Annotated in this window: 30 protein-coding genes; 15 read left to right on the top strand and 15 right to left on the bottom strand. The window is 70.6% G+C overall.

Annotated elements, in window-relative coordinates:
* The first annotated feature begins 59 nt into the window (after positions 1 to 59).
* Complete coding sequence (locus tag IF22_RS0101205; RefSeq protein WP_030327651.1) at positions 60 to 1292, top strand: MFS transporter; 1233 nt, start codon at positions 60 to 62, stop codon at positions 1290 to 1292.
* 5 nt (positions 1293 to 1297) lie between these two features.
* On the opposite strand, the gene IF22_RS0101200 is transcribed toward IF22_RS0101205, so the two are convergent.
* Together IF22_RS0101200 and IF22_RS0101195 are read right to left on the bottom strand one after the other, a co-directional pair.
* Positions 1298 to 1489: a DUF397 domain-containing protein gene (locus IF22_RS0101200; protein WP_030327650.1), complete on the bottom strand. Its 192-nt coding sequence runs from the start codon at positions 1487 to 1489 to the stop codon at positions 1298 to 1300.
* Positions 1480 to 2250: a DUF5753 domain-containing protein gene (locus IF22_RS0101195; protein ID WP_030327649.1), complete on the bottom strand. Its 771-nt coding sequence runs from the start codon at positions 2248 to 2250 to the stop codon at positions 1480 to 1482. Before IF22_RS0101195 ends, IF22_RS0101200 begins: the two co-directional genes overlap by 10 nt.
* A gap of 206 nt (positions 2251 to 2456) precedes the next feature.
* Here IF22_RS0101195 and IF22_RS0101190 point away from each other — a divergent pair, with 206 nt between their 5' ends.
* Both IF22_RS0101190 and IF22_RS0101185 read left to right on the top strand, forming a co-directional pair.
* Positions 2457 to 2741 carry a hypothetical protein gene (locus IF22_RS0101190; RefSeq protein ID WP_030327648.1) on the top strand — a complete coding sequence of 95 codons (285 nt, stop codon included), beginning with the start codon at positions 2457 to 2459 and terminating at the stop codon, positions 2739 to 2741.
* Entirely contained in the window at positions 2741 to 2986 is a 246-nt protein-coding gene (locus IF22_RS0101185; protein WP_030327647.1) for a hypothetical protein, read from the top strand. The genes IF22_RS0101190 and IF22_RS0101185 overlap by 1 nt, the downstream gene beginning before the upstream one ends.
* Here IF22_RS0101185 and IF22_RS0101180 read toward each other — a convergent pair.
* From IF22_RS0101180 to IF22_RS0101165, 4 genes are all read right to left on the bottom strand, one after another.
* Complete coding sequence (locus IF22_RS0101180) at positions 2983 to 3555, bottom strand: GNAT family N-acetyltransferase (protein WP_030327646.1); 573 nt, start codon at positions 3553 to 3555, stop codon at positions 2983 to 2985. The two genes, IF22_RS0101185 and IF22_RS0101180, sit on opposite strands and share 4 nt — an antisense overlap.
* Positions 3556 to 3654: 99 nt before the next feature.
* On the bottom strand, positions 3655 to 4341 hold the full coding sequence (locus IF22_RS0101175; RefSeq protein ID WP_030327645.1) for a Type 1 glutamine amidotransferase-like domain-containing protein: 687 nt from the start codon (positions 4339 to 4341) through the stop codon (positions 3655 to 3657).
* A gap of 204 nt (positions 4342 to 4545) precedes the next feature.
* The gene (locus IF22_RS0101170) at positions 4546 to 5052 is read right to left on the bottom strand and encodes a mycothiol transferase (protein WP_030327644.1); all 507 of its coding nucleotides are present in this window, start codon (positions 5050 to 5052) and stop codon (positions 4546 to 4548) included.
* On the bottom strand, positions 5049 to 6080 hold the full coding sequence (locus IF22_RS0101165; RefSeq protein ID WP_030327643.1) for an aldo/keto reductase: 1032 nt from the start codon (positions 6078 to 6080) through the stop codon (positions 5049 to 5051). Before IF22_RS0101165 ends, IF22_RS0101170 begins: the two co-directional genes overlap by 4 nt.
* Before the next feature lie 122 nt (positions 6081 to 6202).
* Between IF22_RS0101165 and IF22_RS0101160 the strand changes: the two genes are divergently transcribed.
* Positions 6203 to 7759, top strand: coding sequence for an ArnT family glycosyltransferase (locus IF22_RS0101160; protein ID WP_030327642.1), 1557 nt, complete (start codon positions 6203 to 6205; stop codon positions 7757 to 7759).
* A 43-nt stretch (positions 7760 to 7802) separates the two neighbouring features.
* Here IF22_RS0101160 and IF22_RS0101155 read toward each other — a convergent pair whose 3' ends face one another.
* Positions 7803 to 8285 (bottom strand): RrF2 family transcriptional regulator, encoded by a 483-nt coding sequence (locus IF22_RS0101155; protein ID WP_030327641.1) that lies wholly within the window; start codon positions 8283 to 8285, stop codon positions 7803 to 7805.
* Between the two features lie 135 nt (positions 8286 to 8420).
* Here IF22_RS0101155 and IF22_RS0101150 point away from each other — a divergent pair, with 135 nt between their 5' ends.
* Positions 8421 to 9161 (top strand): SDR family oxidoreductase, encoded by a 741-nt coding sequence (locus IF22_RS0101150; RefSeq protein ID WP_030327640.1) that lies wholly within the window; start codon positions 8421 to 8423, stop codon positions 9159 to 9161.
* Positions 9162 to 9199: 38 nt separating this feature from the next.
* Here the strand turns inward: IF22_RS0101150 and IF22_RS0101145 are convergent, their stop codons facing one another.
* A complete protein-coding gene (locus IF22_RS0101145) occupies positions 9200 to 9772 on the bottom strand; it encodes a GNAT family N-acetyltransferase (RefSeq protein ID WP_030327639.1) in 573 nt (190 codons plus the stop codon).
* Positions 9772 to 11025 (bottom strand): MFS transporter, encoded by a 1254-nt coding sequence (locus IF22_RS0101140; protein WP_036410471.1) that lies wholly within the window; start codon positions 11023 to 11025, stop codon positions 9772 to 9774. Before IF22_RS0101140 ends, IF22_RS0101145 begins: the two co-directional genes overlap by 1 nt.
* Positions 11026 to 11153: 128 nt before the next feature.
* On the opposite strand from IF22_RS0101140, the gene IF22_RS0101135 reads away from it, so the two are divergent.
* The 3 genes from IF22_RS0101135 to IF22_RS0101125 all read left to right on the top strand — a co-directional run bounded on the left by IF22_RS0101135 (position 11154) and on the right by IF22_RS0101125 (position 13340).
* Positions 11154 to 12083: a LysR family transcriptional regulator gene (locus IF22_RS0101135; RefSeq protein WP_030327637.1), complete on the top strand. Its 930-nt coding sequence runs from the start codon at positions 11154 to 11156 to the stop codon at positions 12081 to 12083.
* 33 nt (positions 12084 to 12116) lie between these two features.
* Positions 12117 to 12578: a hypothetical protein gene (locus IF22_RS0101130; RefSeq protein WP_030327636.1), complete on the top strand. Its 462-nt coding sequence runs from the start codon at positions 12117 to 12119 to the stop codon at positions 12576 to 12578.
* Between the two features lie 111 nt (positions 12579 to 12689).
* Positions 12690 to 13340, top strand: coding sequence for a DUF6518 family protein (locus tag IF22_RS0101125; RefSeq protein WP_156057209.1), 651 nt, complete (start codon positions 12690 to 12692; stop codon positions 13338 to 13340).
* On the opposite strand, the gene IF22_RS0101120 is transcribed toward IF22_RS0101125, so the two are convergent.
* Together IF22_RS0101120 and IF22_RS0101115 are read right to left on the bottom strand one after the other, a co-directional pair.
* Positions 13341 to 13865: an NUDIX domain-containing protein gene (locus IF22_RS0101120; RefSeq protein WP_209444451.1), complete on the bottom strand. Its 525-nt coding sequence runs from the start codon at positions 13863 to 13865 to the stop codon at positions 13341 to 13343.
* 223 nt (positions 13866 to 14088) lie between these two features.
* The gene (locus IF22_RS0101115; RefSeq protein ID WP_030327633.1) at positions 14089 to 15138 is read right to left on the bottom strand and encodes an aldo/keto reductase; all 1050 of its coding nucleotides are present in this window, start codon (positions 15136 to 15138) and stop codon (positions 14089 to 14091) included.
* A gap of 109 nt (positions 15139 to 15247) precedes the next feature.
* On the opposite strand from IF22_RS0101115, the gene IF22_RS0101110 reads away from it, so the two are divergent.
* Together IF22_RS0101110 and IF22_RS0101105 are read left to right on the top strand one after the other, a co-directional pair.
* Positions 15248 to 15751: a MerR family transcriptional regulator gene (locus tag IF22_RS0101110; protein WP_081883637.1), complete on the top strand. Its 504-nt coding sequence runs from the start codon at positions 15248 to 15250 to the stop codon at positions 15749 to 15751.
* 100 nt (positions 15752 to 15851) lie between these two features.
* Positions 15852 to 16676 (top strand): arginase family protein, encoded by an 825-nt coding sequence (locus IF22_RS0101105; RefSeq protein WP_209444450.1) that lies wholly within the window; start codon positions 15852 to 15854, stop codon positions 16674 to 16676.
* Between the two features lie 38 nt (positions 16677 to 16714).
* Here the strand turns inward: IF22_RS0101105 and IF22_RS0101100 are convergent, their stop codons facing one another.
* A complete protein-coding gene (locus tag IF22_RS0101100) occupies positions 16715 to 18649 on the bottom strand; it encodes a S9 family peptidase (protein ID WP_051708083.1) in 1935 nt (644 codons plus the stop codon).
* A 223-nt stretch (positions 18650 to 18872) separates the two neighbouring features.
* On the opposite strand from IF22_RS0101100, the gene IF22_RS0101095 reads away from it, so the two are divergent.
* Together IF22_RS0101095 and IF22_RS0101090 are read left to right on the top strand one after the other, a co-directional pair.
* Positions 18873 to 19613 carry a nucleotidyltransferase domain-containing protein gene (locus IF22_RS0101095; RefSeq protein ID WP_036410549.1) on the top strand — a complete coding sequence of 247 codons (741 nt, stop codon included), beginning with the start codon at positions 18873 to 18875 and terminating at the stop codon, positions 19611 to 19613.
* 56 nt (positions 19614 to 19669) lie between these two features.
* Positions 19670 to 20413: an aminoglycoside phosphotransferase family protein gene (locus tag IF22_RS0101090; protein WP_156057229.1), complete on the top strand. Its 744-nt coding sequence runs from the start codon at positions 19670 to 19672 to the stop codon at positions 20411 to 20413.
* A 98-nt stretch (positions 20414 to 20511) separates the two neighbouring features.
* Here the strand turns inward: IF22_RS0101090 and IF22_RS0101085 are convergent, their stop codons facing one another.
* Both IF22_RS0101085 and IF22_RS0101080 read right to left on the bottom strand, forming a co-directional pair.
* Positions 20512 to 21894, bottom strand: coding sequence for an FAD-dependent monooxygenase (locus tag IF22_RS0101085; RefSeq protein ID WP_209444456.1), 1383 nt, complete (start codon positions 21892 to 21894; stop codon positions 20512 to 20514).
* 357 nt (positions 21895 to 22251) lie between these two features.
* The gene (locus IF22_RS0101080; protein ID WP_030327625.1) at positions 22252 to 22971 is read right to left on the bottom strand and encodes a TetR/AcrR family transcriptional regulator; all 720 of its coding nucleotides are present in this window, start codon (positions 22969 to 22971) and stop codon (positions 22252 to 22254) included.
* An 86-nt stretch (positions 22972 to 23057) separates the two neighbouring features.
* On the opposite strand from IF22_RS0101080, the gene IF22_RS0101075 reads away from it, so the two are divergent.
* Both IF22_RS0101075 and IF22_RS0101070 read left to right on the top strand, forming a co-directional pair.
* Entirely contained in the window at positions 23058 to 23921 is an 864-nt protein-coding gene (locus IF22_RS0101075) for an NmrA family NAD(P)-binding protein (RefSeq protein ID WP_030327624.1), read from the top strand.
* Between the two features lie 57 nt (positions 23922 to 23978).
* On the top strand, positions 23979 to 24458 hold the full coding sequence (locus tag IF22_RS0101070) for a hypothetical protein (RefSeq protein WP_030327623.1): 480 nt from the start codon (positions 23979 to 23981) through the stop codon (positions 24456 to 24458).
* 4 nt (positions 24459 to 24462) lie between these two features.
* On the opposite strand, the gene IF22_RS0101065 is transcribed toward IF22_RS0101070, so the two are convergent.
* Positions 24463 to 25446 carry an AraC-like ligand-binding domain-containing protein gene (locus tag IF22_RS0101065; RefSeq protein ID WP_030327622.1) on the bottom strand — a complete coding sequence of 328 codons (984 nt, stop codon included), beginning with the start codon at positions 25444 to 25446 and terminating at the stop codon, positions 24463 to 24465.
* Positions 25447 to 25548: 102 nt separating this feature from the next.
* Here IF22_RS0101065 and IF22_RS0101060 point away from each other — a divergent pair, with 102 nt between their 5' ends.
* Positions 25549 to 26124: a maleylpyruvate isomerase N-terminal domain-containing protein gene (locus IF22_RS0101060; protein ID WP_030327621.1), complete on the top strand. Its 576-nt coding sequence runs from the start codon at positions 25549 to 25551 to the stop codon at positions 26122 to 26124.
* Positions 26125 to 26126 lie beyond the last annotated feature (2 nt).

Here is a 26126-nt window from a genome sequence, read left to right as displayed (position 1 = left end):
TACCTCAGCGACAAAATATTCGTTGCCGAAATATTCGGCGTCGAACTATGCTCCGGGTCATGGCTCACCCCCTGCGCAACCACTCCTTCCGGCTGCTGTTCCTGGGTCGCAGCATCTCCGCCATCGGCGACGCGGTGGTGCCCGCCGCGCTGGCGCTGGCCGTGCTGCGCGCCACCGGCTCCACCGGCGCGCTGGCCGTCGTCCTCGCCGCCGCCGTTGTCCCCCGGCTGCTCCTGCTGCCCTTCGGTGGTGTCGTGGCCGACCGGTTCGACGCCCGCCGGGTCGCCCTGCTGGCCGACCTGGTCCGCTGCGCGGCCCAGATCGCGGTCGGCGTTGAGCTGCTGGGCGGCGACCCGTCGCTGAGCACCGTCGTGGTGGCGTCGGCGCTGGGCGGCGTCGCCTCGGCCTTCGCCATTCCGACAGCGTCTCCGCTGGTCGCCGGCACCGTCGAACCGGCCGAACGGCAACGGGCCAACGCCCTGATGGGGATCACCGCCAACACCAGTCGCCTCGCCGGGCCGGCGCTGGCCGGCGCGCTGATCTGGGTCGCCGGGCCCGGATGGGCGTTCATCCTCGACGGTGCGTCGTTCGCGCTCAGCGCCGCGCTGCTCGCGCTGGTGCGGGTCCGCCACGTGCCGGTGCCCCGCCGTTCCGTCCTCGGCGACCTGCGGCACGGCTTCGGCGAGGTACGCGCCCGCGACTGGTTCTGGACCAGCCTGCTCGGGCACGGCGTGTGGAACGGCGCTGCCGCCGTGCTGATGACCCTCGGCCCGGCCGTCGCCATCGACCGACTCGGCGGCGAGGCGACCTGGGTGCTGCTGTTGCAGGCCGGCGCGATCGGCATGCTCACCGGGTCGCTGCTGGCCGGGCGGGTACGGCTGCACCGGCCGGTGCTGCTGGCCAACCTCGGCCTGGCCTGCTACGCCGCGCCACTGTTCCTGCTCGCCGTCGCCGCGCCCGCCCCCGTGGTGATCGCCGCCTACGCGGTGGCGCTGACCGCCCTCGGTTACCTCAACCCGGTGTGGGAGACCGTCGTGCAGCACCACTTCCCGCCGGACGTGCTGGCCCGGGTCACCTCGTACGACTGGCTGGTGTCGCTGGGCGCCATGCCGCTGGGCTACGCGCTGGCGCCGGTGGCCGCCGACGCGTTCGGCGCACCCGTCCCGCTGGCCGTCGCCGGCCTGCTGGTCCTCGCCTCCTGCGCGGGCACCGCGCTCGTCCCCGGCGTACGCCGCCTCACCTGGCCGGCGACCCCGCAACCGCAACCGGCCGAGCCCGCCGGTCTGCGCTAGCGAGGTCAGCCGGCGTGACGGGCCAGCGCGACGAAGCGCCGCCACGACTCGGGGCGGAACGCCAGCGTCGCGCCGTCGCGATCCTTCGTGTCCCGAACGAGCACCACACCCGGCAGGTTGTCGGCCACCTCGACACAGTTGCCGCCGTTGCCGCCGCTCCTCGTGCTCTTCCGCCACCGCGCGCCGGTCATGTCCATGCTGCTGCCGCTTCCCTGAGGAGTGCCAGGGAACGCCCGCGCGGCAGTGCTTCGCCGCGGATCCGCTCCCACCGTCGCTCCAGATTAACAAGGTCCGATGGCTGGTCCAGGATCTGCGCCTGGGCCGCGCTGTCGACGTGGGCGACCCGGGAACCGTCCGGCATGTCCGCGATGGTGAACGGTCCGTCGAGCCCGGGATAGCTGGGCGCGTCCGCCGGGACGATGTGCAACTGCACGGTGCCCGCCTCGGCGTGCCCGAGCAGGCACGCGAGTTGCGCGGCCATCAGGGCGCGGTCGTCGCCCACACGCCGTCGCAGCACCCCCTCGTCCAATACGGCCACCAGCAGAGGCCCGCCCTCTCCCGGGGCGAGGATCGCCTGCCGGGCGATGCGCGCCTCGGTGAACTCGTCGACCGCCTCCGCCGCCAGCATCCCGCCGGCCAGGGTCGCCCGCGCGTACGCCTCGGTCTGCAACAGCCCGGGCACCCACGCCAACTCGAACGACCGCAGCGTCACCGCCTCACGTTCCAGGTCGACCCACGGCCGGAACCACACCGGCTCACGACGCCGGCCGGCGTCCGGCCACAGTGTGTCGATCTCCTTGGCCAACAGCCCCGCGACGGTTGCCCGGTGCCTGCTCTGTGGAATGTGCCCCGGGTTCGCCCACCGGGCGACGGTCTTCGGGTGCACACCGATGCGATCGGCGAGGCTTTCCGCGGTGTGACCCGCGGCGGCGAGCGCTGCGACAAAGGCGTGGTTCATGCCGTCCTCTCCTGGTGCAAAGCGGCTGCGATGAAGACATAACGTAACGCTGTGTGCTTGTCCAGCGACTACCGGCAAAGTGCGTTGAAGACGGCGCGACCGGCAGGACCCCGAACCCGGCGGACGCGTTCGTAGCGGGGCCGCTTCCGGTGGGCGAGCACTCCCGGAAGCGGCCCCTTCCCAGACGCCGAGCAGAGGAAAGACCGGTGCCGGAGAGGAAAGAGTTCAAAGCCGGGGACGTCGTCCTCCTGACCGTCGCCGCGAGCGTGCAGTTCCGCGAACCGATCGTCGTCCGCGTCATCCGCGAGATACCCGACCGGCACACGTACGACGGTTGGCTCTGGCTCGACGCGTACCAACTGGACCCGAAGGGCGAGGCGGTGGCCCGGCGTGAACTGTTCGTGCTGCGCGCGGGCGTACGGCGGCAAACACCCGGCGACGCGCGGCGGCCCACCCCCGCGCGGCGCCGGACCGCTGCGCGGGCCGTCTGATGCCCCAGCGCCGCAAGCACCTGCCGTCGCGGCCGTCGTGGCGCTGCCCGACCTGCGGCATCCTGTGGCCGTGCTCGGCCGCGAAGCTGGGCCTGCTCGCCGAGTACCGCGAGGACCGACCGGGTTTGCGGACGTACCTGACGACGGTCCAGGAGGAGGCGACGGCCGATCTGACCACGCTCCACCCGGGCGTCGCGCTGCCCGACCTGACCCCGCGTTTCGTCGGCTGGGCCGAGGCCCGTTAAGCCAGTCGTGCGTGCAGGTGCATGTCGTGCCAGCCGTCGGCGTGGCGCACCGACCCTCGGGCCACGCCCTCGACGGTGAACCCGGCCCGGGTGGCTACCCGGCACGACGCCGCGTTGGCGGTGGAATGCTCCAACCCGAGCCGGTGAAACCCGCCCCGGGTGAAGGCCCATCGGGTCATGGCGAGCAGCGCCTCGGTGGCGAGCCCTCGACCGCGCGCGGCGGGCATCAGCCAGTACGACACCTGCGCCGACGCCTCGGTCAGCAGCACGTCGCGCAACCCCACCTGACCGACGGGCTGGTCGTCGGCGTCGACGAGCGCCCAACTGGCGGCGCTCTCGTCGCGCCAACGGCCGGCCCACTGCGCTGTCCACGACCGTGCCTCGTCGTCGCTGTCGAGACGACGCACGTGCCATCGCTGGATCACCGGACAGTCGAAGGCAGCCCGCACGGCCGGGGCGTCGTCGTCACGCCACGGCCGCAACGCCACCCCGGGGCGTACCGGAAGGTGGGGTTGCTCCTGGGTGGCGAGGCTGCCGGCGGGCAGCGCGGGTACGACGAGCAGCGGCATCCGCCCATTATCGAGCCGGCGGCCGCACGCTCCCGGCCGGGCCACCGACGAGCGCGGCGACCACGTCGAGGGGCCGGCTCGGCTGAAGGGACAACCCGGTCAGGGGTTGATCAGTTTCCAGTCGCCTTCGGAGATGACGTCGACATTGCCATCGACCACCGTGATGGCGGTGTTGTCGTCGATGGCGTAGGTCGGGACCGGGATTCCGGACGCCCACTTCTGGATGGAGGACAGCTCGGTGTCCTCCATCTCCGGATGATTGAGGTGGGGGTACAGGGTGAAGTCCACCAGCCCCAGCGCCCGGTCGGCGTCCTGCGCCCTGTCGCTGCCGTCAGGGACGAACGCGAGGTCGAACTCGGCGTCGCAGTTGTACGGGGTGACCGCGATGCTCCCGGCACTGACCCCCACATAGACCGTGTCAGTCAGCGACGGCAGCAGGTCCGCCAGGCCCGACTGGCGCAGCCAGTAGGTCAGGTACAGCACGTCGCCGCCCCAGACGAGGAGAGCGTCGGCCTCCCGGACCGCCGGGACCCAGTTCTCTTCTCGAATGGTCGGCAGCGCGGTGAGCTCCAGCAACCCCAGGGATTTCCAACCGAGCTGGCACAGCGGAATGTCGGCCCGACCGTGAATCGCCTTCCACGCCCTCTCAGCCCCGCCGGGGAATGGATAGACAGCGGTGGGAATGAACAGGGCCGTGGACTCGGCGATCGGCTTGCCCAACAGGTCGACGAGCGCGTCGGAGATGCTCGGGTTGCTGATGCCTCCCGACGTGAGAAGGAACTTCAACACATCCGCTCTCCTAAATCCATCGGATGACCGCGATCATGTTGCCCATGAGGGCCAGCGCCCCGGCTCGCCAACCCGGGCGACATCGCTGGATCATCCACCGGCGACCGTCCAACGTCAACGGCCTCCGCCCACCGCGCAGTTCGACTGGATCACCGCCGACTCAATTGAGCGAGGGAAACCGCGAACAGCGGCATCAGCCCATCACTCTCCGGTCGGGCCGCCGGCGAGTTCGGCGACCACATCGAGGTGGCCGAGGTGACGGGCGTACTCCTGCACCAGGTGGAACAGCACCCGCTCCAGCGACGCCGGGTCCGCGCCGTCCCACCGCGGGCCCGGCGCACCGATCTCGGCCAGGTCGTGTGCCGTCACCACGGCCGTGGTGTGCGCGCCCTGCGCCCGCAGCGCCGCCACCAGATCCGCGCGGGACTCGTCGGGGGCGACGTACCAACGGTCGTCGCGGCGGTCGCCCCACGGCTCGGCGACATCCCGACCCTGGAAGCCCCACTCGATCCAGCGCCGCTCCACGTGGCGCAGGTGGGTGAGCAGCTCCAGCGGGGTCCACCCGGACGGCAGCCGGCTGCGCCGCAGCTCCGGCTCAGCCAGCGCCGACACCCTGGCCACCATGGACTCGCGGAAGTAGTCCAGGTAGCGCAGGAAGACCTCGGCGCGGCTGCCGGCCGGGGCGGTGGGCTCGGGAAACGACGTCACGATCCGGCCGGCAGGTCGCGGGCGCGCTGGCGCACGCCTGCGGCGCCGTACGGGTAGTCGCCCACCGGTGGGGCGCTCACCTCGTCCAGCAGCCGCATCTGCTCGGCGTCGAGGACCAGGTCGGCGGCGGTCAGGTTGTCGTCGAGCTGCTCGGTGGTACGCGCACCGAGGATCACCGAGGTGACCGCCGGTCGGGCAGCCAGCCAGGCCAGCGACACCGCCGACATGGACACCCCCAGGTCCCCGGCGATCTGACGGACCGCGTCGAGCACCCGCCAGGTGCGCTCCTCGGCGTTGCGACCCGCGTACGCCTCGACGCCGCGCTGCGGGTTCTCGCCGAGCCGCGTCGCGCCGGTGGGCGTGTTGTCGCGCTGGTACTTGCCGGTCAGCCAACCGCCACCCAGCGGTGACCACGGCAGGATGCCGATGCCCTCGTTCTCGCAGACCGGCACCAACTCGAACTCGATCTCCCGGGCCAGCAGGTTGTACTGCGGTTGCAGGGTCACGATCGGGGTGAGGTTGAGGTGCTGGGTGAGCAGGGCGGCCTTCTGCAGCTGCCAGCCGGTGAAGTTGCTGACCCCCGCATAGCGGATCTTGCCAGCGCGCACCGCGTCGTCGAAGAACCGCAGCGTCTCCGGCAGCGGGGTCAGCGGGTCCCAGGCGTGCGCCTGGTACAGGTCGACGGCGTCGACGCCGAGGCGCCGCAGGCTCGCGTCCAGGGCGCGGGTGAGGTGCACCCGGGACAGGCCGGCGTCGTTCGTCCCCGGGCCCATCGGGAACCGCCCCTTGGTGGCGATCACCAGGCGGTCGCGCACGTCGGGTCGGCTGCGCAGCCAACGCCCGATGATGTCCTCCGAGACACCGGTGGAGTAGACGTCGGCGGTGTCGATGAAGGTGCCGCCGGCCTCGACGAACCGGTCCAGTTGGGCGAAGCTGCCGGCCTCGTCGGTCTCCGCGCCGAAGGTCATCGTGCCCAGGCACAGTGTCGACACCACGGTGCCGGTGCTGCCCAGAGTGCGGTAGCGCATATCGTCCTTTCGGTCCGAGTGACAAAGCCGATCTTCGCACCCGGCTGGGCCACCTGCACATGGAGGCCGCCGGGCCCCGGCACGGGCACCCACGCGGGCACCTCGCCGGTCATCATGAGCGGGTGAGTGAGCCCGCGACTGACATCGACCGGCCTCACCGGTCGGCCCAGTCACCACCACCGCCGGGGCGTCAGCCGGAGCCCGGCACGCGCACCCGCGGCCCGTGGCTGGTGGCCGCCGCCACCAGCGCGACGCTGCTGCTGCTCGCCGGCCGCTACGGCTATCACCGTGACGAGCTGTACTTCCTGCTCGCCGGTCGACACCTCGACTGGGGCTACGTCGATCAGGGTCCGCTGGTCCCGGCGCTGGCCCGGCTGCTCGACACGATCGCGCCGGGCAACCTGGTGGTGCTGCGGACCCCGTCCGCGCTGCTGGCCGGCGGTGCGGTGCTGCTGGTCGCCGCGATCGCCCGGGAGCTGGGCGCCGGTCGGGGCGCGCAGCTCGTCGCGGCGGTGCTCGCCGCGCTGTCCGGCATCGTGCTCGCCAGTGGTCACCTGCTCAGCACCACCACCGTCGACCTGCTGGTCTGGTTGCTCGCGGCGTGGTGTGCGGTGCGGTTGCTGCGTACCGGTGACAGCCGTTGGGCGCTGGGCATCGGGCTGGCGCTCGGTGTGGGCATGCTCAGCAAGCTGCTGCCGGCGCTGCTGGCGGTGGGCCTGATCGTCGGGGTGCTCATCGCCGGGCCGCGTCGGCTGCTGCGCGACAGGTGGGTGCTCGCCGCCGCCGGGGTCACCGTGCTGTTGGCCGCGCCGAACCTGATCTGGCAGGCGTCGCACGGCTTTCCGCAGCTCGGCGTGGCAGCGTCCATCTCCGGCGGTGACAGCTCCTACAGTGGTCGGCTCGACGCGTTCACCCTCCAGTTCGTCATCATCAGCCCGTACGCCGTACCGATCTGGATCGCCGGCCTGGTCGCGCTGCTGCGCCGGCCGGCGTGGCGGGCCTACCGGGCGGTGGGCTGGGCGTGGTTGGTGGTGGTGGGCATCGTGCTGGTCGCCGGCGGCAAGGGCTACTACGACGCGCCGCTGTTGCTGGTTCTGACCGCCGCCGGTGCGGTGGTCACGGTCGCCTGGGCGTCGCGCGGGTCGCTCTGGTGGCGTCGAGGGCTCCTCGCGCTGGGTGTGGTGCCGTTCCTGCTGCCCAACGTCGTGCTGCTGCTGCCGGTGCTGCCGGCCGACCGGTTGCCCGGTTTCGTGGTCGACGTCAACTACGACGCCGGTGAGACGATCGGCTGGCCCGCGTTCGCCGACTCCCTGGCCGCCGTCCACAACGGACTGCCGCCCGAGGAGCGTTCGCGGGCGGTCATCCTCACCGCCAACTACGGGGAGGCCGGTGCGGTGGCCCGGTACGGTCCGGACCGGGCCCTCCCCCGCGCGTACTCCGGGCACAACAGCATGGTCGACTTCGGGCGGCCGCCCGCCGACGCGGACGTGGTCATCGCCGTCGGCTGGGAGCGCCCCGACCAGCTGAGCACCTGGTTCGAGCAGTGCATCCTCGCCGGGCGGGTGGATCAGCGGGTCGAGGTGGACAACGACGAGAACGGCGGCCCGATCCACGTGTGCCGGGGGCTGCGGCGTCCGTGGGCGCAGATCTGGGACACCGAGGTACGCCACACCGGCTGAGCGCGGTCGGCCCGGGTCGGCCGGAGCCGCTGGTCAGCAGGGTTCAGCCGGTGCCGCTGGTCAGCCAGGCCTGGATGCCGACCAGGGCCTCCGGGCCGGAGGTGGCGTCGACGTCGCGGGCGAGGTCGGCGATGGTGACCGCGGCGAGCGCCTGCCGCCACGCGTCCTCGGCCGCCCACATCGCCCGGGCGACGGGGCACGGCGTGGTGCAGGCGTCGGCGGGGGTCGCGAAGGGGCCGCGCTGGCGGATCTCGGTGCAGACGAAGCTCGGGCCGGGACCGTCGACGGCCCGGACCACGTCGAGCACTGTGACGCTCTCCGGTGCGCGGGTCAGCACGTAGCCACCCGACTTGCCCTGCACGGAGTGGATCAGGCCGGCGCGGGCCAGCGCCTGGAGCTGCTTGGCGAGGTAGCTGCTGGAGACGTCGTGCAGTTCCGCCAGCTTGGCCGCCGGAACGGGCGTGTGGCTGGCGGTGAGCACCACGCAGCAGTGCAGCGCCCACTCGACCCCGCCGGACATCTTCATGACCTCACCCTAGCCACCCCGTTACTCGGACCTACTGTGTCCGAGTATAGTTCCCGGACAGAAGAAGTCCGAGTATCGGCGAGGTTTTCCGCAGCCGGACACCGGACCACACACGTCACTGGAAGGTGCATGGGCATGAAGATCGCCGTACTGGGCGGGACCGGTCTCATCGGGTCCCAGGTCGTCAAGATTCTGCAGGCCGCAGGGCACGAGGCGGTGCCGCTGTCGCCGTCCACCGGGGTGGACCTGCTCACCGGGCAGGGCCTGTCCGACGGGCTCGCCGGCGCCGAGGTCGTCGTCAACCTGACGAACTCACCGACCTTCGACGAGGCCTCACCCGCCTTCTTCCGCACGACCATGGACAACCTGCTGGCCGCCGCCGCCCGCGCGGGCGTGGGGCACGCGGTGATCCTCTCCATCGTCGGCGTCGACCAGGTGCCCGACCTGGACTACTACCGCGCCAAGACCCTCCAGGAGGACATCCTCACGGCCGGTCCGATTCCGTACTCCATCGTCCGCGCCACGCAGTTCTTCGAGTTCGTCGACGCGATCCTGTCCTGGACGGCCGACGACACCACCGTCCGCCTACCCAGCACCCCGGTGCAGCCGATGGCCGCCGCCGACGTGGCCCAGGCCGTCGCCGAGGTCAGCATGGGCGCGCCGTTGCAGGGCATCCGCAACGTCGCCGGGCCCGACGTCTTCGCCCTCGACGAGCTGGGGCGGATCACCCTCGCCGCCCGCGACGACCAGCGCACCGTGACCACCGACGACAGCGCCGGCATGTTCGCCGCCGCGCCCGGCGACGTCCTGATCGCCAAGGGCGACGCCGTCATCGCGCCCACCGCCTACCGGGAGTGGCTCGCGCGCCGGGCCTGAGGTTGTCAGCCCGATCCGCACGTCGCCGTGGCAGCCGGTCACGACGGCGACGTGCGGGTCCCGGCGCGCCACTCGTGCGCCAGGATCGCGAAGACGAGCTGGTCGGCCCACTCCCCCTTGAACAGGTAACTCTCGACGTGGCGGGCCTCCTGGCGCATGCCGAGTCGCGTCATCATCCGGGCCGACGCGGCGTTGCGGCCGTGGCACCTGCCGTAGACCCGGTGCAGCCCGAACTCGTCGAACCCCCAGGCCAGCACCGCGGCGGCGGCCTCCGTCGCCAACCCGCGACCGCCGTGATCGGGGTGAAAGACGAACCCGATCTCGGCGGTACGGTCCACCTGGCTGCGCCACACCAACTCCACGATCCCGATCACCCCGGCGTCGGTGACCGCGGCCACCGTCAGGCAGTCACCCTCCGCGCGCCAGGCGTCCTCACCCGCCATGGCCAACACCGACGCCCGGGACTCTTCACGGGTACGCGGCTCCGCCCCGAGCATCCACCGCACCACGTCGGGCCGGCGCTGATACGCGTACACGTCGTCGAGGTCGTCGATCGTGACCGGGCGCAGCGTGAGGCGGGTGGTGCGGATCGGGTACGTCGGCTGGAACATCACGCGATCGTAGAGATCCGCTCGGCGTGCTCGGGTGCCGGTCGATCGGTGTCCGGGCGTCGGGGCAGCAGCAGCGGGCTCGCGAGGATCACCAGCCCGGCGACCGTGATCGCCGTGCGCGCGCTGGTGGCCTCGGCGAGTAGCCCACCGAGCGCGCTGAGGGTGGCGATGGCCGCACTGCTGCCGATCGACCAGGCAGAGAGGGTGCGGACAACGCGCTCCTTCGGAGTCTGTTGAAGGCGGTAGGTGGCGAGCACCGGGTTGTACAGACTCATGCAGATGATGATCGCGAACTCGACGGCGATCACCGTGGCGAGACCGGCCACGCCCGGCTGCACGACGGCGAGGCCGATCAGCCAGATCGCGCGCAGCGCTCCCACGGTGCGGATGATCCGGTGTTGGCCGTAGCGCGCCACCACCCGACGGGCCAGGCGTGACCCGATGAGTCCGCCCACACAGGGCACGGCGAACGCGAGACCGTACTGCCAGGGCGGAAAGCCCAACTCGCCGAGCAGCAGCACGGCCAGCAACGGCTCCGTGGCCATGATCAGTCCACTGACGAGCAACTGGTTGAGGTAGAGCGCCCGCAGGCCGCTGTGGGTGAGCAGATGCCGCCAGCCGTCGAGCAGCTCGCCGGCCCGGACCCGGGCCGCTCCGGTGCGCCGAGGGTGATCCTCGTGGCCGCGAATGGCGGTGATGCCCAGCGCCGAGAGCAGGTAGCTGAGCGCGTCGGCCACGATGGTGACCACCGGCCCGAACAGGCCGACCGCCGCGCCGCCCAGCGGTGGTCCGAGCGCGATCGCGCTCCACGTCGTCGACTCGAACCGCGCGTTCGCCACCAGCAGGTCGTCCGGCCGCACCAGGGCCTTGAGGAACGCGCCGCTGGCCGCGTTGAAGGCGATCTTGGCGGTGGCGACCACGGCCGAGACGACCAGCAACTGCCCGAAGCTGAGCCGGCCCAACGCGTACGCGACGGGGATGGTCAGCAGCACCGCGAACCGGGCCAGGTCCATGGCGATCATCACCGGCCGCTTGCGGTGGAACTCCACCCACGGCCCCAGCGGCAACGCGATCAGCGCGCCCACCGCCGGCCCCAGCGCGGCCAACACCGACACCTGAGCCGGGCTGGCCTGCAACACGAGCACGGCGATCAACGGCAACGCCCCGAACCCCAGCCCCGACCCGTAGGCGCTGACCGCGTACGACGCCCACAACCACCCGAACCGCCGACCCAGGGATCGCCTCGCGGACAAGCCCGCACCTCCCGCTCCCGACAACTCGTCGTTGACCGCCGCGATCAAAGCAAGGCCACTGACCGTGGATCAAACAACCGGACGAGCGGCGCGGCACAACCAGAGGTTGTGTCAGTAGGGTTCGTCGGGTGAACCTCGACGCCGTCCGCACCTTCGTCGCCGCCGTGGACACCGGCCAGTTCCAGGACGCCGCCGCCGCGCTGTCGATCACCCAGCAGGCCGTCTCCAAGCGCGTCGCCGCACTGGAGAAGGACCTCGGCGTACGGCTGTTCACCCGCACGCCTCGCGGCATCGCCCTCACCGTCGACGGTCAGACCTTCCTGCCGCACGCCCGTGAACTGCTGCGGGCCGAGGCACGCGCCGACGCCTCCGTACGCCCCGGCCGGCGGGCACTGCGCGTCGACGTGCACAGCCGGCGGACCGCACCGGCGGTGCTGCTTCAGGATTTCCACCGCGCGCATCCGCGCATCGAGCTGGACGTGGTCACCCTCGACGCCGACGTGCACGCCGCGATGGCCGCCGTCGAGGCGGGGACTGTCGACGCCACCTTCCACGCCGTCACCGTCGCCGCGCGCCACCTGCCCGCAGCGATCAGTGCCACCCGCGTGATCGACGAGCACCACGACCTGCTCGTGGGGCCACGCCACGCGCTCGCCAACGCCCGTACCGTCACGCCCGTGCAACTCGCCGAGCACCGCATCTGGATGCCCGGCATGGCCCCCGGCACCGAATGGTCCGCCTACTACGACGAGCTCGCCGCCGCGTTCGGCCTCACCATCGACCTGGTCGGGCCGGTCTTCGGCAACGAGGCGCTGCTGGCCGAGATCGCCGACTCCGCGCAACTGGCGACGCTCGCCGGCGAACGCACCCGGTACCTGTGGCCGGACAGCTACGACCTGCGCCGGATACCGGTACGCGACCCGGCGCCGGTCTACCCCATGTCACTCATCTGGCGCGACGACAACCCGCACCCCGCGCTGCGCGCACTGCGTGAGCACCTCGACTCCCGCCGGGTCCCGGCCCCCGACGCCGAGGTCTGGCTACCTCCCTGGGGTTGAGACGACGCCGGGACAACTGGGTACGGTGGCCCCGTGCTCTCGGCCGTGAAGGGTTTGTCCCGCTACCACACCGAGGAGTCGCTGCGCGCGTACCTGCTCCAGCGCTCGCACCGCACCGAGAGCGGCTGCCTCATCGTCCACGGCTACGGGCCGCGACGCGGGGTGCACCAGAAGGTCGCCGGCCGCGCGTGGGCGCACATCGCCGCGTACGCGGTGCTCGTCGGTGACTACGACCCCGCCCTCGACGTCGACCAGGCCTGTGGGGCCGCCGACTGCATCGAACCAACCCACCTACGTCAGGTCAGCCGCTCGGAAACCTGCCGAACCCGGTCACAGTCAGCGCAGTGCCGCAACGGCCACGACCGTGAGCTCGATGACGCGACGGGTCGCTACCGGCGGGTCTGTCGGGCCTGCAACCGGGAGGCGCAGCGTCGGTGGCGTGAACGCGAGGCCGCCGAGGTGGCGCAGGCGCGCGCCTCGTACGGCCGCACGTAGCGCGCCCGACGCACAGAGCTGAACGAAGCCGGCCGTACGGCGGATGCGACCCGGCCGCAAACCCATCCTTAGGCAGATGTCCCGAGCGGCTCGGTGTGACAGTTTTGCCCCGTGACGACAGTTGATCGTGAAGTACAGCGCCGCCACCGGGTCCTGACGGTGGTGGCCGGTGGGGTTCTTCTCGGCGTGGTGGACCTGTTGCTACAGCTCAGTCTGCCGTACCCCTGGGCGAACCTGGCCAATTCCAGCGCCGTCTGGGCGGTCGGCGCGTTCGCCATCGGATGGTGGCTCCGCGCCGACTGGCGGCGGTCCGCGTTCGCCGGGATCGTGCTGCTGGTCATCGCCGTGGAGGCGTACTACGTCGCGGCGGTCGTCCTGTTGCACGACAGCGCGCAGAACCTGTGGTCGCCGACGACGTTGATGTGGCTGTTCTTCGGAGTCCTCGCCGGCGCACTCTTCGGGGTGGCGGGTCGGCTGAGCCGCTACGGGCAACCGTGGGTTCGAGCGATCGCCGTGGCCATGCCCGGTGCGGTCCTGCTCGCCGAGGCGGCCATGTTGTTCCACCGCAGCGCGCAACCCGGCCACGACTCGCACTACCGCACCGACAGCCTGCAGACCGCGGTGATCGAAGTGGTGCTCGGCGCCGCACTGATCCTGGTGGTCGCTCGGACCAACCGGGTACGTCTGCAGGCGCTCGCCGCGGCAACGGCACTCGCGGTGCTCGGCTTCGCCGCGTACACCATTGCCGGCTTCGGCAGCTGATCAGTGCCGCATCAGCCCCGTTCTGCCAATGGGCTCCCCGTGCCCCGTTGGCGGTGTGTGGCGATGCAGGTCAAGCCCGATGTCGACGACCACGGAACGCTCCAGGGTGGCGACCTGTTCCAGCGGCACCCATTGCGCCAGGTCGGTCGTGCCGCCCGTCTCGGATCGCAGCTCACCGCCCGCGATCCGAGCCCGGTAGAAGACAGCCAGCGTGTGCAGGTCGACAATCCCGCCGTCGTAGCTCTCGACGGTCCGGGTCCGCGAGTTCACACCGAGCAGCAGTTCGACCTGCGCCTCGTACCCCGTCTCCTCGGCCACCTCCCGCACGACGGCGTCGAACGGATCCTCGGCGTGCTCGACCCCTCCACCAGGTAGCGTCCAGTGCCGCCGCGCCCGGTCTGGTGAGACCCAGCGGGCGAGCAGCAGACGATCGTCTCGCAAACACACCGCGTACGCGGCGACCCTGAGCCGTTGTGCGATCACAGTGACAGGATCTCGCAGTTCGCGGGCCAGGCGCTGCCCCAACGACACCATCCTGATGCATTACGCACAAGAACTGTCATTATGATGCACGTACGGTATGCCCGCTTTGTGGCGGTGATTTATTGGATTACTGTTACCGGTAAGCCGTTAATTGCCGTAACGGGGTGGACGACGTCGCGTGTGGAGGGGCCCCGAAGGCGCGAGGGAGACGGGCACCTTCCCGTCTCCCTCGGTTCGAAGTCCTGGCCCAGCCCTATCTGCTCGATCAGGCTGCGGCGCGGTCGGCGAGTGGGCGGCGACGCAGCGCGGTGTCGGTCAGCGAACGCGGGGGCATGGGAGCGTTCGGGTTGTACAGGTTGGTCCCGGGCGGCACGATCTCGTCGATTCGGTCGAGGGCCGCGTCGTCCAGGGTCAGCGCGGCGCCCTTGAGGAGATCCTCCAGCTGCGGCATGGTCCGCGGTCCGATGATCGCCGAGGTGACGGCCGGGTGGGCCACTGTGAACGCAATGGCGAGCTGCGGGAGGGTGCAGCCGATGTTCTCCGCGAGGTCGACGAGCTGCTCGACGACGTCGAGCTTGGCGGCGTTTTCCGCGAGCGTGGGATCGAATCGTTCCGGCCGGATTGTGGGACGCCCGGTGGACAGGTCGATGGGCTGGTTCTTGCGGTACTTGCCGGTGAGGAACCCGAAGGCCAGCGGGCTCCAGACAAGCACGCCCATTCCGTAGCGCCGGCAGACGGGTAGGACCGAGGCCTCGATCCCACGGGCCAGGATCGAGTACGGCGGCTGCTCGGTGCGGAAGCGTCCGAGGCCACGACGCTCGGAGACGTGATGCGCCTCGACGATCTCCTCGGATGGGAACGTCGAGCAGCCGAAAGCACGGATCTTCCCCTGGCGCACGAGGTCGCTGAGCACCGAGAGCGTCTCCTCGACGTCGGTCGAGTCGTCGGGGCGGTGGACCTGGTAGAGGTCGATCCAGTCGGTGTTCAGGCGCCTGAGGCTGTCCTCAACCGCCCTGAGGATCCAACGCCGCGAGTTGCCACTGCGATTGCGGCCCTCGCCCATCTGGAAGTGCACCTTGGTGGCCAGGACAACGTCATCACGGCGCCCCCGCAGCGCCTTGCCGACGATCTCCTCGGACTCTCCCTGCCCGTACATGTCAGCGGTATCGACAAAGTTGATCCCCTGATCCACTGCGGCATGGATCATACGAACGCAATCGTCATGGTCGGAGTTGCAGCCATCCTGGAACATCATGGTCCCGAGGCAGTAGGCACTGACGTGAATGCCAGTTCCACCGAGGGTGCGATAGCGCATGGTGATGCTCCCTTGATTCAGCCGTGATCGCGGAGCGACAGAAGTGTCGACCGCACGGGAACCCTAGGATCTAGAGTTGACTCTAGGTCAAGCCGCTAGCCTGAACGGCATGGCTGAGGTCACCACAAATCTGAGCATCGGGCAGGTCGCCGAACGCACCGGCTTGAGCGTCCACGCGCTGCGCTTTTACGAGCACGAGGGCCTCTTCGTCAACCCTGTGCAACGTGGACCTGGCGGGCGTCGCGTCTACAGCCAGGATGACGTGGACTGGCTCACCGTCTGCATCATCTTGCGCGCCTCCGGCATGCCCCTGCCCGCGCTACGCCGATACGCCGACCTCGTCCGGCAGGGAGCCGGCAACGAGGAAGAACGACTCACGCTCATGCGCGAGCACCAAGCCCACGTCACCACCCAGATCGGCAAACTCGCCGAGTGCCTGGACCTGATCAGGTTCAAGGTCGGGGTGTACGAGGACCTCCTCGGCCCGGACAGCGGTGGCGACCGCCAATGCCACGCGGCATCTCCTTCGGCGAACGACGAAGACGCCAACAACATCGGGCTCATCAATGGCCCGCGAGGACCAGTGACGCCGGACCCGGCGCTGAGCCCGTAGTGGTCGTGCCATGGATAAGCTCCAGCGCTTACGGTCAGGTCGTCACTGTCAGCTCTTGCGAAAGCGAGAACCCGTGTCAGCGTCCCACCCCCCGTCGCCGGTGATCACGCATTTCGCGGCCCGCGCCGGCGACCACAACGACCGGGCCATGCAGGCGTCGGGAATGATCGCGGCCGAACTCGCCGCCCGGCTGGGTTCAGCACCGGTTGTCATCGGGTCACCCGAACCCGCGCTGTGTACCAACTGGGAAGAAGAGTTGGCCGCGGCTCGGCCGGCACTGCGCGCCATGGCAGAGCATTTCGACACGTTGTTGCGCGACGGCGCCTTTCCGGTCACGGCGCTGAGCCGCTGCGCGGTCGCTCTGGCGACGCTTCCCGTCGTCGCCAGGTATCGCCCGGACGCGGTGGTCGTCTGGTTCGACGCACACGCGGACCTCAACACTCCCCAGAGCAGCACGACCGGCTACCTCGGCGGCCTCGCCTTCAGCGGCCCGCTCGGTATGTGGGACTCCGGCCTGGGACAGGGGCTGAAGCCAGAGAACGCGATCCTTTGCGGGGCACGTGACATCGACCCGGGCGAGCAGCCCCTGATCGATGATGGCGTGATCACGCTGGTCGGGCCAGGACCGGACCTGGCGAAGAGGCTGCGGGCCGCGATCGCCGGCCGTCCGGTCTATGTGCACCTCGACTGCGACGTCCTCGAACCCGGCATCGTGCCCACCGACTACCTCGTTCCCGGCGGCCTCACACTCAGCGAACTCAGATCCGCCGCGCTCGCCATCGGCGAATCCGACCTCGTCGGCTTGGAGATCGGCGAGTTCGAGGCCGGGGAAGACGCCGATGGCCTCCCAGTTCACCCCGGTCCGCTCCTGGACGCTCTTCAGCCGCTACTCGACACGGCGGTGGACCTGCGTGCTGTTCCGTAAGGGGTTCGTCCGGGAGCCCTGTCCGGAGCAACCCGGGGTCACGAAGGCAGCCTGTCGACGGGGGCGCGCACGGCCGGCGGCTGGAGCCAGCGATCAAACCAGGCGCGCGTGCGGCGCAGGAGGTCGAGTTGGTGGTGGCGTTCCCGGATCGCGTGGCCCTCTCTCGGGTACGTCACGAACTCGTGCTCGACATCGAAGTGGCGCAACGCCCGGTGCAGATACACGGCCTGCCCGAGGGGGACGTTGGTGTCCTCGGCGCCGTGCACGATGAGCACCGGAGTGCGGATCTGACTGGCGAAGGAGATCGGGCTGACCGCGTCGTGCGGGTGTGGTCCGATGCCGGACCAGCCGGTGCTGCCACCCAGCGCCGCCTCGAACTGGCCGTTGTCGCCGGTCGCGGCGAGCATGCCCCAGTCGACGATGCCGGCGCCGACGAGCGCGGCGCGGAAACGGTCGGTCTGGCCGATGGCCCAGGCGGACATGAAGCCGCCGTGGCTCCAGCCGGCGATGCCCAGCCGGTCGGGGTCGGCGACGCCCTCGGCGATCAGTAGGTCGATGCCGGTCAGGATGTCGGTCCACTCCTGCTGACCGACCCGGCCGGCGACGCTGGCGGCGAACTCGTGACCATGGCCCTGGCCGCCGCGCGGGTTGGGCAGGAACACCGCGTAGCCGGCGGCTGCCAGCCACTGCGCGCTGGGGAACCAGAACAGCTGGCAACGATCGGCGTAGCGATCGTACGGGCCGCCGTGCACGATCGTGACCAGCGGGAACGGGCCTTCGGACGCGTTTCTTCCGACCGGGAGGACGAGCAGGCCGTCCAGGTCGAGGCCGTCGACGGCGCGGTAGGCCAGCGGCTGTTGGGTGCCGAAGGTGATGCCGTCGAGTTCCGGACGGGTGTGGGTGATGCGTCGCAGCGGCCCCGTTGGCGCTCCGATGTGCACGTTCGGCGGTTCGTAGCGGGCGCCGGTGCGTACCGCGATCGTGTCGCCGGTGGGGGTGGCGGTGAGGTTGTCGAGACGTCCGGGGTGATGCGACAGGGTGGTGAGGTCGGTGTGATCGAGCCTGGCCACTGTGGTGTTCAGGCCGTCGGCGAACACCGCCAGCGGGGCGGTGTCGGTCTGGCAGAGTTCGGTGGGGCACATCGAGAGGCCAGCGGTGCGGTTGCGGAGGACGCGGCTCTCCACTGCCAGGTCGAACACGGCGGTGCCGGCTTGCAGAAGCGGTGGGGTGAGCGCGACGTAACCGAGGTGCCAACCGTCATCACCCGGCCACCATGCCAGCGACCGTGCGTCGACCGCGACCGGTCCGAGGTTCTCCGCCGTTTCGCTGGTGGGGTCGAACAGGTGCAGCTGGTTGGTGCGTGGCCCGTGGTCGTTGTCGGCGCTGGCCCAGGTCAGCACGGCGAGTGGGCCGCCGTCGGGACGTTGCCGCACCTCCACGACGTGCCGGTCAGCGAACACCTGCGGGCTGACCACCTGGCCGGTACGCAGGTCGAGCAGGCGCAACCGGGTACGCGGCTCGCGCTCGCCGACCACGATGGCGTCGTCGCGGTCCCGGGCCCGGCGCGCGTCCCGCTCGGTGGGTTCGTCCTCGGCGAGCAGCGCGACCAGGTCGGGATCGCTGAGCGGCAGGTGGTCGATGACGCCGCCGCTCCAGCTGGTGCACGTGGTCACCGTGCCGTCGGCGAGGGTGAGGCGGTGCAGTTGCGGGGTCCCACGCTCGGTGCGGTCGGACAGGAAGAACAGCGTCTGGGAGTCCGCCGACCAGCGTGGCCGGGACTCGGTTGCGGTGTCGGCGGTCGCCCGGCGCGACGCGACACCATCGGTGTCGACGAGCCAGAGCTCGGTGTCGAGGTGGTCACCGGCCCGGCTGATGGGAGCGAGAACGTAGCCGAGCAGTCGCCCGTTCGGGGCGAGTGCCGGGGTCTGCGGCTCACGACCATCGACGACGAGGTCGGCGGTCAGCCCTGTCATTCGATCAGTCTGCCAGCACCGGCGTGGCACCACGAACCGGTGCGCCGCTGACACGTCCGCGCCGGACTCTTCCACGGCGACGTCGAGGCACCGGGATAGCATTCTCACGTCCCGCTGGTGACGGGTGCGAGGAGGAAGCCGGTGGCTTGGTGCCGATACAGCGTCGGGCCGTCAGCTCATCTCCGGCCGCCGGGCCACCTCGATGGTGGAGCAGCGTGATCACGTGTTCTCCGTGGAGGAACGCGACCTGATCCGGGAGCGGTTGTTGCGCCTCGCCGCGCAAGATCCCGCCGTGGTCGCCGCGGCTATCACCGGCTCGCATGCCAGCGGCGATGAGGATCGCTGGTCGGATGTCGACCTGGCCTTCGCGGTCAGCGACCCGCTCGACGCCGTCATGCGTCGGTGGACGCAACTCATGTACCGGGACTTCGCCGCTGTCCATCACTGGGACCTCCCTTCCGGGTCGATGCTCTACCGGGTGTTCCTGCTTCCCCACTGCCTGGAGGTCGACCTCGCCTTCGGCCCGGAAGCCGACTTCGGGCCGCGCGGCCCGGGTTGGCGTCTCATCTTCGGGCAAGCCACACCGTCCCAGGCGGTCATGGCGAGCGGCTACGACACGATCGCCGGCCTGGCGTGGCACCACGCCCTGCACGCGCGGATCAGCATCGAGCGAGGCAGATACTGGCAGGCGGAGCATTGGATCAGCGCGATGCGCACCCAGACGATGTCACTTGCCTGCCAGCGCCTGGGTCATGCCACCAGCTACGCCAAGGGCGCCCACCTCCTGCCCACCACCATCACCGGACCTCTCGAAACGACCCTGGTCCGTTCCCTGGACGAGGCCGAGTTACGTCGCGCGCTGTCGGCCGCCGTAGCCGTCCTGAGCACAGAACTCACTCGCACGGACGCGGCCCTGGCCGACCGACTGCGCCCGATTCTCGTCGAACTCGCCGCCAGCTCATGACGATCAACGCGATTGCGGTGATCGGGGCGTAGCAGGAGCATCGTCTCGTGGAGGAGATGATGCCCGGCGGCAACATGGGCGGCGCGATACGCGTCGGCGACACCGTTCGGCGTGCTGCCGCCGAATGGAACCCGACCGTGCAGCGCCTGCTGGGGCACCTTCGTGACCGCGGCCTCACCTGGGTGCCGCACCCGTTGGGCACCGACGAGTACGGGCGAGACACCGTCTCGTACCTGCCGGGTGTCGTGCCTCAGTACCCGCTGCCGGCCTGGGTCTGGAGTCGGGAGGTCCTCATCGACGCCGGCGCCCACCTCGCCCACCTTCACCAGGCCAGTCTGGGCTTCGATGTCTCCGGTGCCGTCTGGCAGTCCGCGGTACGGCAGCCGGCCGAGGTCATCTGTCACAACGACTTCGCGCCGTACAACATGGTCTTCGCCGATGGCCGACTGAGCGGTGTCATCGACTGGGACACGGCCTCGCCAGGCCCCCGGTTGTGGGACGTGGCGTACCTCGCCTACCGGCTGGTGCCGTTGGCGGACCCGAGCAACGGCGACGCCATTGACAGTGCCCTGGGCGAGCGGGCCCGACGCCTGCGGCTGCTCGCCGCCGCCTACGGCTCGCAGCTGGCGCCCGCGGACGTCCTCTCCGTCGCCGTTGCACGACTGCACGATCTCGCCGCCTTCACCGAGGCCCGCGCCGACCAGGGTCAGGAGACGGTTCGCAGTCACGTCGAGCTCTACCGCCGCGACGCGGCGTGGATCACGAGGCACGCCGATGAGCTGTGCCAGGAATCCGGCTGAACCACCGGTCGGTGTGACGCCGATTCCGGTGGGTGTCGTGGCGACGTCCTGGCAGACCGGGACGTCGCCACGGCTCGGCACCTGTTGGTGCGGCGGGATCAGTGGACGGGCCGGCCGAACCAGCGGGTGAGGTGGTGGTCCAGATCCCGCTGGTCGTCGCCGATCCAGGCGACGTGGCCGTCGGGGCGGAGCAGGACGCCGGGAGCGTCCAGTGCCGCGGTGGAATCCGCGAGGTGGTCGACCCGGTCGGACCAGCCGCCGACGGTCAGGCGTTCGGTGCGGTCCAGCAGCAGGCCACGGCCGCGGTGCAGCAGGCCGTAGAGGTGCCCGTGCTTCACGTCGATGTCGGGCAGCCGGCGACCGAGCAGGTCGGGGCCGTCGCCGAAGTCGTAGCGGATGCCGATGGCGGTGATCTTTTGGAGCAGGTGCAGGTTCACCTCGTCGAAGTCCATCAGCTCGATGAGCAGCCGGCGCACAGCCTGTGCGCCCGGTTCGGTGGACAGCAACTGCGCTTGGGCCCGGGTGTTGTCCAGCACGTCCTCGGCGACCGGACGCCGTTCGGCCTGGTAGGTGTCGAGCAGGGCCTCCGGCGCCCAGCCGCGGACCTGTGCGGCCAATTTCCAGCCGAGGTTGACGGCGTCCTGAACGCCGAGGTTGAGGCCCTGCCCGCCGATGGGGGGATGGATGTGCGCCGCGTCGCCGGCCAGCAGCACCCGTCCGACCCGATAACTGTCGGCCAACCGCATGGCGTCGCCGAAGCGGGACAGCCAGCGCGGGGAGTGAACGCCGAAGTCGGTCCCGGCTACGGCGCGCAACTGGCGCTTGAAATCGTCGAGGGTGGGCGGTTCGGCGCGGTCACTGACGCCGGCGGCGGGGACCAGGACGCTGTAGACGCCGACGCCTGCTGGCCGGAGCCAGAACCGTTGATGGGTCTCGCGGATCTCGGCCACCCTGACGGCGATCTCCTCCGGCGGGACCCCTACTGCCATCTCGCCCATCAGGCTCTCGGTCCGTGCCGGCTCGCCGGGAAAGCCGACGCCGAGCAGTTTGCGAACTGTGCTGCGCCCGCCGTCGCAGCCGACGAGGAATCGCGAGCGCAGCCGTTCCCCGTCGGCCAGCTCAACTGTCACCCAGTCGCCGTCCTGCTCGACAGCGGCGACCGCCCGACCGCGCCGGACCTGCGCGCCCAGTTCGACGGCGTGCACTTCGAGCAGACGTTCGATGACCGGCTGCGGAATGCCCAGCAGGTAGGCGTACCGGGGATCCAGGCCCGTGGGCGCGGGCTTGGGGATGGCGGCGAAGTAGGCGCTGGCCGGACGCCGCCGCCCGTGCGGGAGGATGCGTTCCAGCAGCCCGCGCATCGCCATCAGCTCCAGGCTGCGGATGTGCAGGCCGACGATGCGGACGGCCGATGGCGGCTCGGTCTCCTTCTCCACCACGAGTACCCGGACGTCGTGCAGCCGCAGCTCGGCGGCGAGCATCGCACCTGTCGGTCCGCACCCTGCGATGATCACGTCGTACGTGCGGGGGGCGTTGTCGGTGCTGCGGGTCGGAGATGACGGGCGGCCGCCGACGACGGAGTCGGGCTCGACGGGGGCGGTCGACGGGTTTTCGGCGGTGAAATGCGCAGGGTGCACAGGTGTCGCCTCTCGGGAGTGCCGTGTTGGCGGGGCGCTCCCGGCGACACCTATGTCAGTCGCCCGACCGTGACGGCAAGGGGGAGCACCCACATCGCTTGAACGTTCATGGGTCTCACCTCCTCGGGTGATGTCGCGGTCAGCGGCACGCTATCTCCCCCGGCCAGGTCGCGTCGAGCTCTTTTCCGCCGCCGGGGGTGATCACGACGTCGGGTGGGTCAGCGATCGGTGGAGCCACTCGGCCATCAGTGCGCGTTCGGCGTCGGTGAGCCCCGGCAGGTGGGGCAGCACCGTCGCGAAGGTCACCGCGACCGTGTTCGTGGTCGTGTCGGGTGTCGCCGGGGTTGTCGACAGGATGCTGGTGAGCACGGCGTCGAGCATGGCCTCGCTCAGGCCGGGGTCGCGCTGCTCGGGGGGCGTTCCGAGTAGCGCGAGGATGGTTCCGTGGCCCGCTGAGTGGATCATCATGAGTGCGCGTTGTTCGTCGACCCGCAGCAGACCGGCTGCGGCGAGTCGCCGGACGCGACGACGGAGCACGTCGAGGCCCGCGACGGTCGCCGGTGAGGGTGCGCCGCTCCCCCGGGCGGCCATCAGGGCGTACAGCTCGGGGTTTGTCAGGCCGAACTCCACGTGCGTGCGCCACCCGGTGCGCAGCTCCGCGACCGGGTCACCCGTCGCGGCGTGCGTGGCGACCGATTTGCCGCTGACGTAGCTGGCCATGACGTGCTCGGCGACGGCGTCGATGAGGCCGTCCTTGTCACCGAACAGGCGGTAGATGGTCGGCGCCTGCACACCTGCGGCCTGGGCGACGGCGCGCGTCGTCACCGCGTTAGCGCCCTTCTCGCGCAGCAGTTCGGTTGCTGCCGCGACGATGCCCGCGCGGACGTCGTCGCGGGATGCCATGTCCTGCGTCGTCACCATGAATCAATGCTAACAGCGACTTGTTAACCACGGATTATCGCTGCTAACGTATCGGTCGTAACGCCGATATCAAGGGAGTGTGCAACATGTTCGTCGTCACCGGTGCCACTGGTCAGCTCGGGTCCCAGATCGTCGACCGGCTGCTCGACCGGTTACCAGCCGAGGCGGTGGGCGTGAGCGTGCGCGACGTCGACCGGGCCGTGGGCCTCGCCGAGCGGGGCGTGCGGGTGCGCGCCGGCGACTTCACCGACCCGGCCACGCTGGAGCACGCCTTCGAGGGCGCCGACAAGGTGCTCGTCGTTTCCGCCGCCATCCGTGGGGCCGCCGCGGTCGCCGCGAACCGCGCCGCCATCGACGCCGCCCACGCCGCGGGAGCCAAACGAATCCTCTACACCAGCCACCAGGCCGCCTCCCGGGTCTCGCTGTTCGCCCCCCAGCCCACCCACGCCGCGACCGAGGAGCACCTGGCCGGGCTGGGGGTTCCCTTCACCGCCCTGCGCAACGGGTTCTACGCGAGCACGCTCAGCCTCTGCATCGGGGCGGCGTTGGAGACCGGTCAACTCGTGGCGCCGGCGGACGGCCCGGTGTCCTGGACCGCGCACGCCGACCTGGCCGAAGCCGCGGCCATCGCCCTGGCCGAGGAGGGCCTGCTCGACGGCATCACGCCGGCGCTGACCGCTGCGCAGGCGCTCGACCTCGAGGCGGTGGCCGCTATCCTGAGCGACATCACAGGCCGCACCGTCACCCGGGTGGTCGTCACCGACGACCAGTGGCGCTCGGCCGCCATCGCAGGTGGCATGCCCCCGGCGGCCGCCGACTTCACCCTCGGCATGTACCGCGCGGCGCGTCGCGGCGAGTTCGCCGTCACCGATCCGACGCTGGAGACCCTCATCGGTCGCCGTCCGACATCCGCTCGCGCAGCACTGGAGGCCATCGTCGCCCAGCGTTGACGGGCCGGGTCGGCGGAGGTTGACCCTCGACGTGGTTGAGGCTCGACCATCGGCGACATGACCGAGCAACCGACCGCCGATCCGACCATGACCCGCATCATCGAGGCCGTGCACCTCGGCCATGGTGGCGCGCCCGCCGAGGCCCGTGCGCTGCTCACGGCGCTGTGGGACGACATCGGCCCGACCGGGGACGCCCTGCACCGCTGCACCCTGGCGCATCACCTCGCCGACCTGCAGGACAGCACCGAGGCGGAGCTGAGCTGGGACGAACGTGCCCTGGCCGCGGTGTCCGAGCTGACCGACGAACGCGCCCAGCGATACCTGTCCGCACTGCAGGTTCAGGCGTTCCTGCCGTCGCTGCACCTCAACCTGGCCGACTGTCACCGGCGGCTGGGTAACGTCGCTGCGGCTCGGGAGCACCTCGCCCGAGCCCGGGAAAACCTGAGACTCCTACCGGACGACCCGTACGGCGAGAGCATCCGCGTCGCCGTCCGTGACTTCGTCGAGGACGATCCGACCGACCACCGGCGACGGTGACCGGTCACCGACCCTGGTGCGCGACGGTCGTCCGGTAGGCCTGCGGTGAACGTCCGTAGCGGGCCAGGAAGAGGCGACTGAAGTGGGCCTTGTCCCGGAAACCCCAACGGGCGGCGATGGCGTGGATCGGTTGCCGCACCAGCGGGTTGGCGAGGTCACGCCGGCACTGCTCCAGGCGTTTGGCGCGGATGAGTTCGGCGACTGTCGTCGAGTCACCTTCGAACAGGCGGTGCAGCGATCGCAGCGAGATGTGGTGGACGGCGGCGACGCTGCGGGGGCTGAGCTCGTCGTTGTCCAGGTGGCGGTCGATGAAATCGACGACGCGGGCCCGCAACGTGGTTTGCCGGGCCTCCGGCGACAGGGTGTCCTCGATGTCGAGGTACTGGGCGAACGCGGCGGCGAGCAGGTCCAGCGCCACGCTGCCCAGCACCTCGGCCTGGGCCGGCTGGTACTGCTCCGGGTGTGCGGCGATGCTGCGCAGGTGCTGGACCAACAGCCCGCCGACGCCGACGTGCGACGGCAGCGGCGTGGCCAGCAGCCGGCGGAGCCGGTCCGGCGCCACTGGTAGTGACGGGTGCGGTATCTGCACGGTGATCGTGTGGGCGAGGCCGGAGCCGTCAGCGCTGTGCCGGGCGACGTGCGGCCGCGCGGTGTCCAGGAGCGTGAAGTGGTTTCCGGCTTCCAATGGGGACTCGGTGCGGTCCTGGATCAGCGTGCTGCGGCCGGTGAGTGGGAGCGCGAGCTGGTACACGTCCCCCTCGGTTCTGCGGACCAGTTTCGCGGGCCGGACCGAGTCCAGCGACGGGTACCGCAGCGAGGCCATCCGAACGCGGCCCAGATCGATGGCCTGGGCGTAGGCAACGAAGTTGTCCAGGTGACCGCTGCTGATATGCGCAGGCGCCATCTCCTGAGCGATCAGTGCGTACCAGAACTCGAACCGGTCCGCCGGCGGTAACACCGTCGTGTCCACCACCAGGTTGGGCAACACTCTGCTCGCCTCCCCCGCATGCGAGGATGGATTCTTGCATGCTTCGATCCGTGGTGCCCATGACGGGATTCCCACACGCGGTGCGTCCCAGGGGGTTGCTGAGTGTCAGTGGTGACCGGTGCCGACCTGCACGAGGCGGCCGAGGAGATGACCCGGGTGCTGGAGCCACACCGCGAACGCGACTGGTCGGTGCCGGCCGGCTCGCTGAGCTGGAGCTGCTGGACCACCGCGGCGCACGTCGCGCACGACCTCATCGGGTACGCGGGCCAGGTCGCCGGCCGCCCGGATGACGGCTATCTGCCGTACGACCTGCGGGTCTCCCCCGACGCGAGCCCGACGCAGGTGCTCACCGTGGTGCGAGCCTGCGCCGGTCTGCTCGCCACCGCCGTCGACGCCGCGGGCCGGGACACGCGGGCCTGGCATTGGGGCCCGTGCGACCCGGCCGGTTTCGCCGCCATGGGCGTGGCCGAGACCGTGCTGCACACCCACGACATCACCCTCGGCCTCGGTGTGCCGTGGCAGCCACCGCAGCGACTGAGCGCGCTGGTGCTGCGGCGACTCTTCCCGGACGCCCCGGCCGGTGCGGCACCCGAGGTGCTGCTGTGGATGACCGGCCGGGGTGAGTTGCCCGGCCGGACCCGGCGCACCTCCTGGGTCTGGCGGGCCAGGGTGGACTGACG

The organism is Micromonospora parva (assembly GCF_000718515.1).
Taxonomy (GTDB): domain Bacteria; phylum Actinomycetota; class Actinomycetes; order Mycobacteriales; family Micromonosporaceae; genus Micromonospora; species Micromonospora parva.
This window is presented reverse-complemented; position numbering and strand designations above follow the sequence as displayed.

Coding starts and splice junctions, on each gene's coding strand:
- IF22_RS0101205 (WP_030327651.1), top strand. CDS start 60: ATGGCTCACCCCCTGCGCAACCACTCCTTCCGGCTGCTGTTCCTGGGT.
- IF22_RS0101200 (WP_030327650.1), bottom strand. CDS start 1,489: ATGGACATGACCGGCGCGCGGTGGCGGAAGAGCACGAGGAGCGGCGGC.
- IF22_RS0101195 (WP_030327649.1), bottom strand. CDS start 2,250: ATGAACCACGCCTTTGTCGCAGCGCTCGCCGCCGCGGGTCACACCGCG.
- IF22_RS0101185 (WP_030327647.1), top strand. CDS start 2,741: ATGCCCCAGCGCCGCAAGCACCTGCCGTCGCGGCCGTCGTGGCGCTGC.
- IF22_RS0101180 (WP_030327646.1), bottom strand. CDS start 3,555: ATGCCGCTGCTCGTCGTACCCGCGCTGCCCGCCGGCAGCCTCGCCACC.
- IF22_RS0101165 (WP_030327643.1), bottom strand. CDS start 6,080: ATGCGCTACCGCACTCTGGGCAGCACCGGCACCGTGGTGTCGACACTG.
- IF22_RS0101155 (WP_030327641.1), bottom strand. CDS start 8,285: ATGAAGATGTCCGGCGGGGTCGAGTGGGCGCTGCACTGCTGCGTGGTG.
- IF22_RS0101150 (WP_030327640.1), top strand. CDS start 8,421: ATGAAGATCGCCGTACTGGGCGGGACCGGTCTCATCGGGTCCCAGGTC.
- IF22_RS0101145 (WP_030327639.1), bottom strand. CDS start 9,772: ATGTTCCAGCCGACGTACCCGATCCGCACCACCCGCCTCACGCTGCGC.
- IF22_RS0101115 (WP_030327633.1), bottom strand. CDS start 15,138: ATGCGCTATCGCACCCTCGGTGGAACTGGCATTCACGTCAGTGCCTAC.
- IF22_RS0101110 (WP_081883637.1), top strand. CDS start 15,248: ATGGCTGAGGTCACCACAAATCTGAGCATCGGGCAGGTCGCCGAACGC.
- IF22_RS0101100 (WP_051708083.1), bottom strand. CDS start 18,649: ATGACAGGGCTGACCGCCGACCTCGTCGTCGATGGTCGTGAGCCGCAG.
- IF22_RS0101090 (WP_156057229.1), top strand. CDS start 19,670: ATGATGCCCGGCGGCAACATGGGCGGCGCGATACGCGTCGGCGACACC.
- IF22_RS0101085 (WP_209444456.1), bottom strand. CDS start 21,894: ATGCTCGCCGCCGAGCTGCGGCTGCACGACGTCCGGGTACTCGTGGTG.
- IF22_RS0101080 (WP_030327625.1), bottom strand. CDS start 22,971: ATGGTGACGACGCAGGACATGGCATCCCGCGACGACGTCCGCGCGGGC.
- IF22_RS0101075 (WP_030327624.1), top strand. CDS start 23,058: ATGTTCGTCGTCACCGGTGCCACTGGTCAGCTCGGGTCCCAGATCGTC.
- IF22_RS0101070 (WP_030327623.1), top strand. CDS start 23,979: ATGACCGAGCAACCGACCGCCGATCCGACCATGACCCGCATCATCGAG.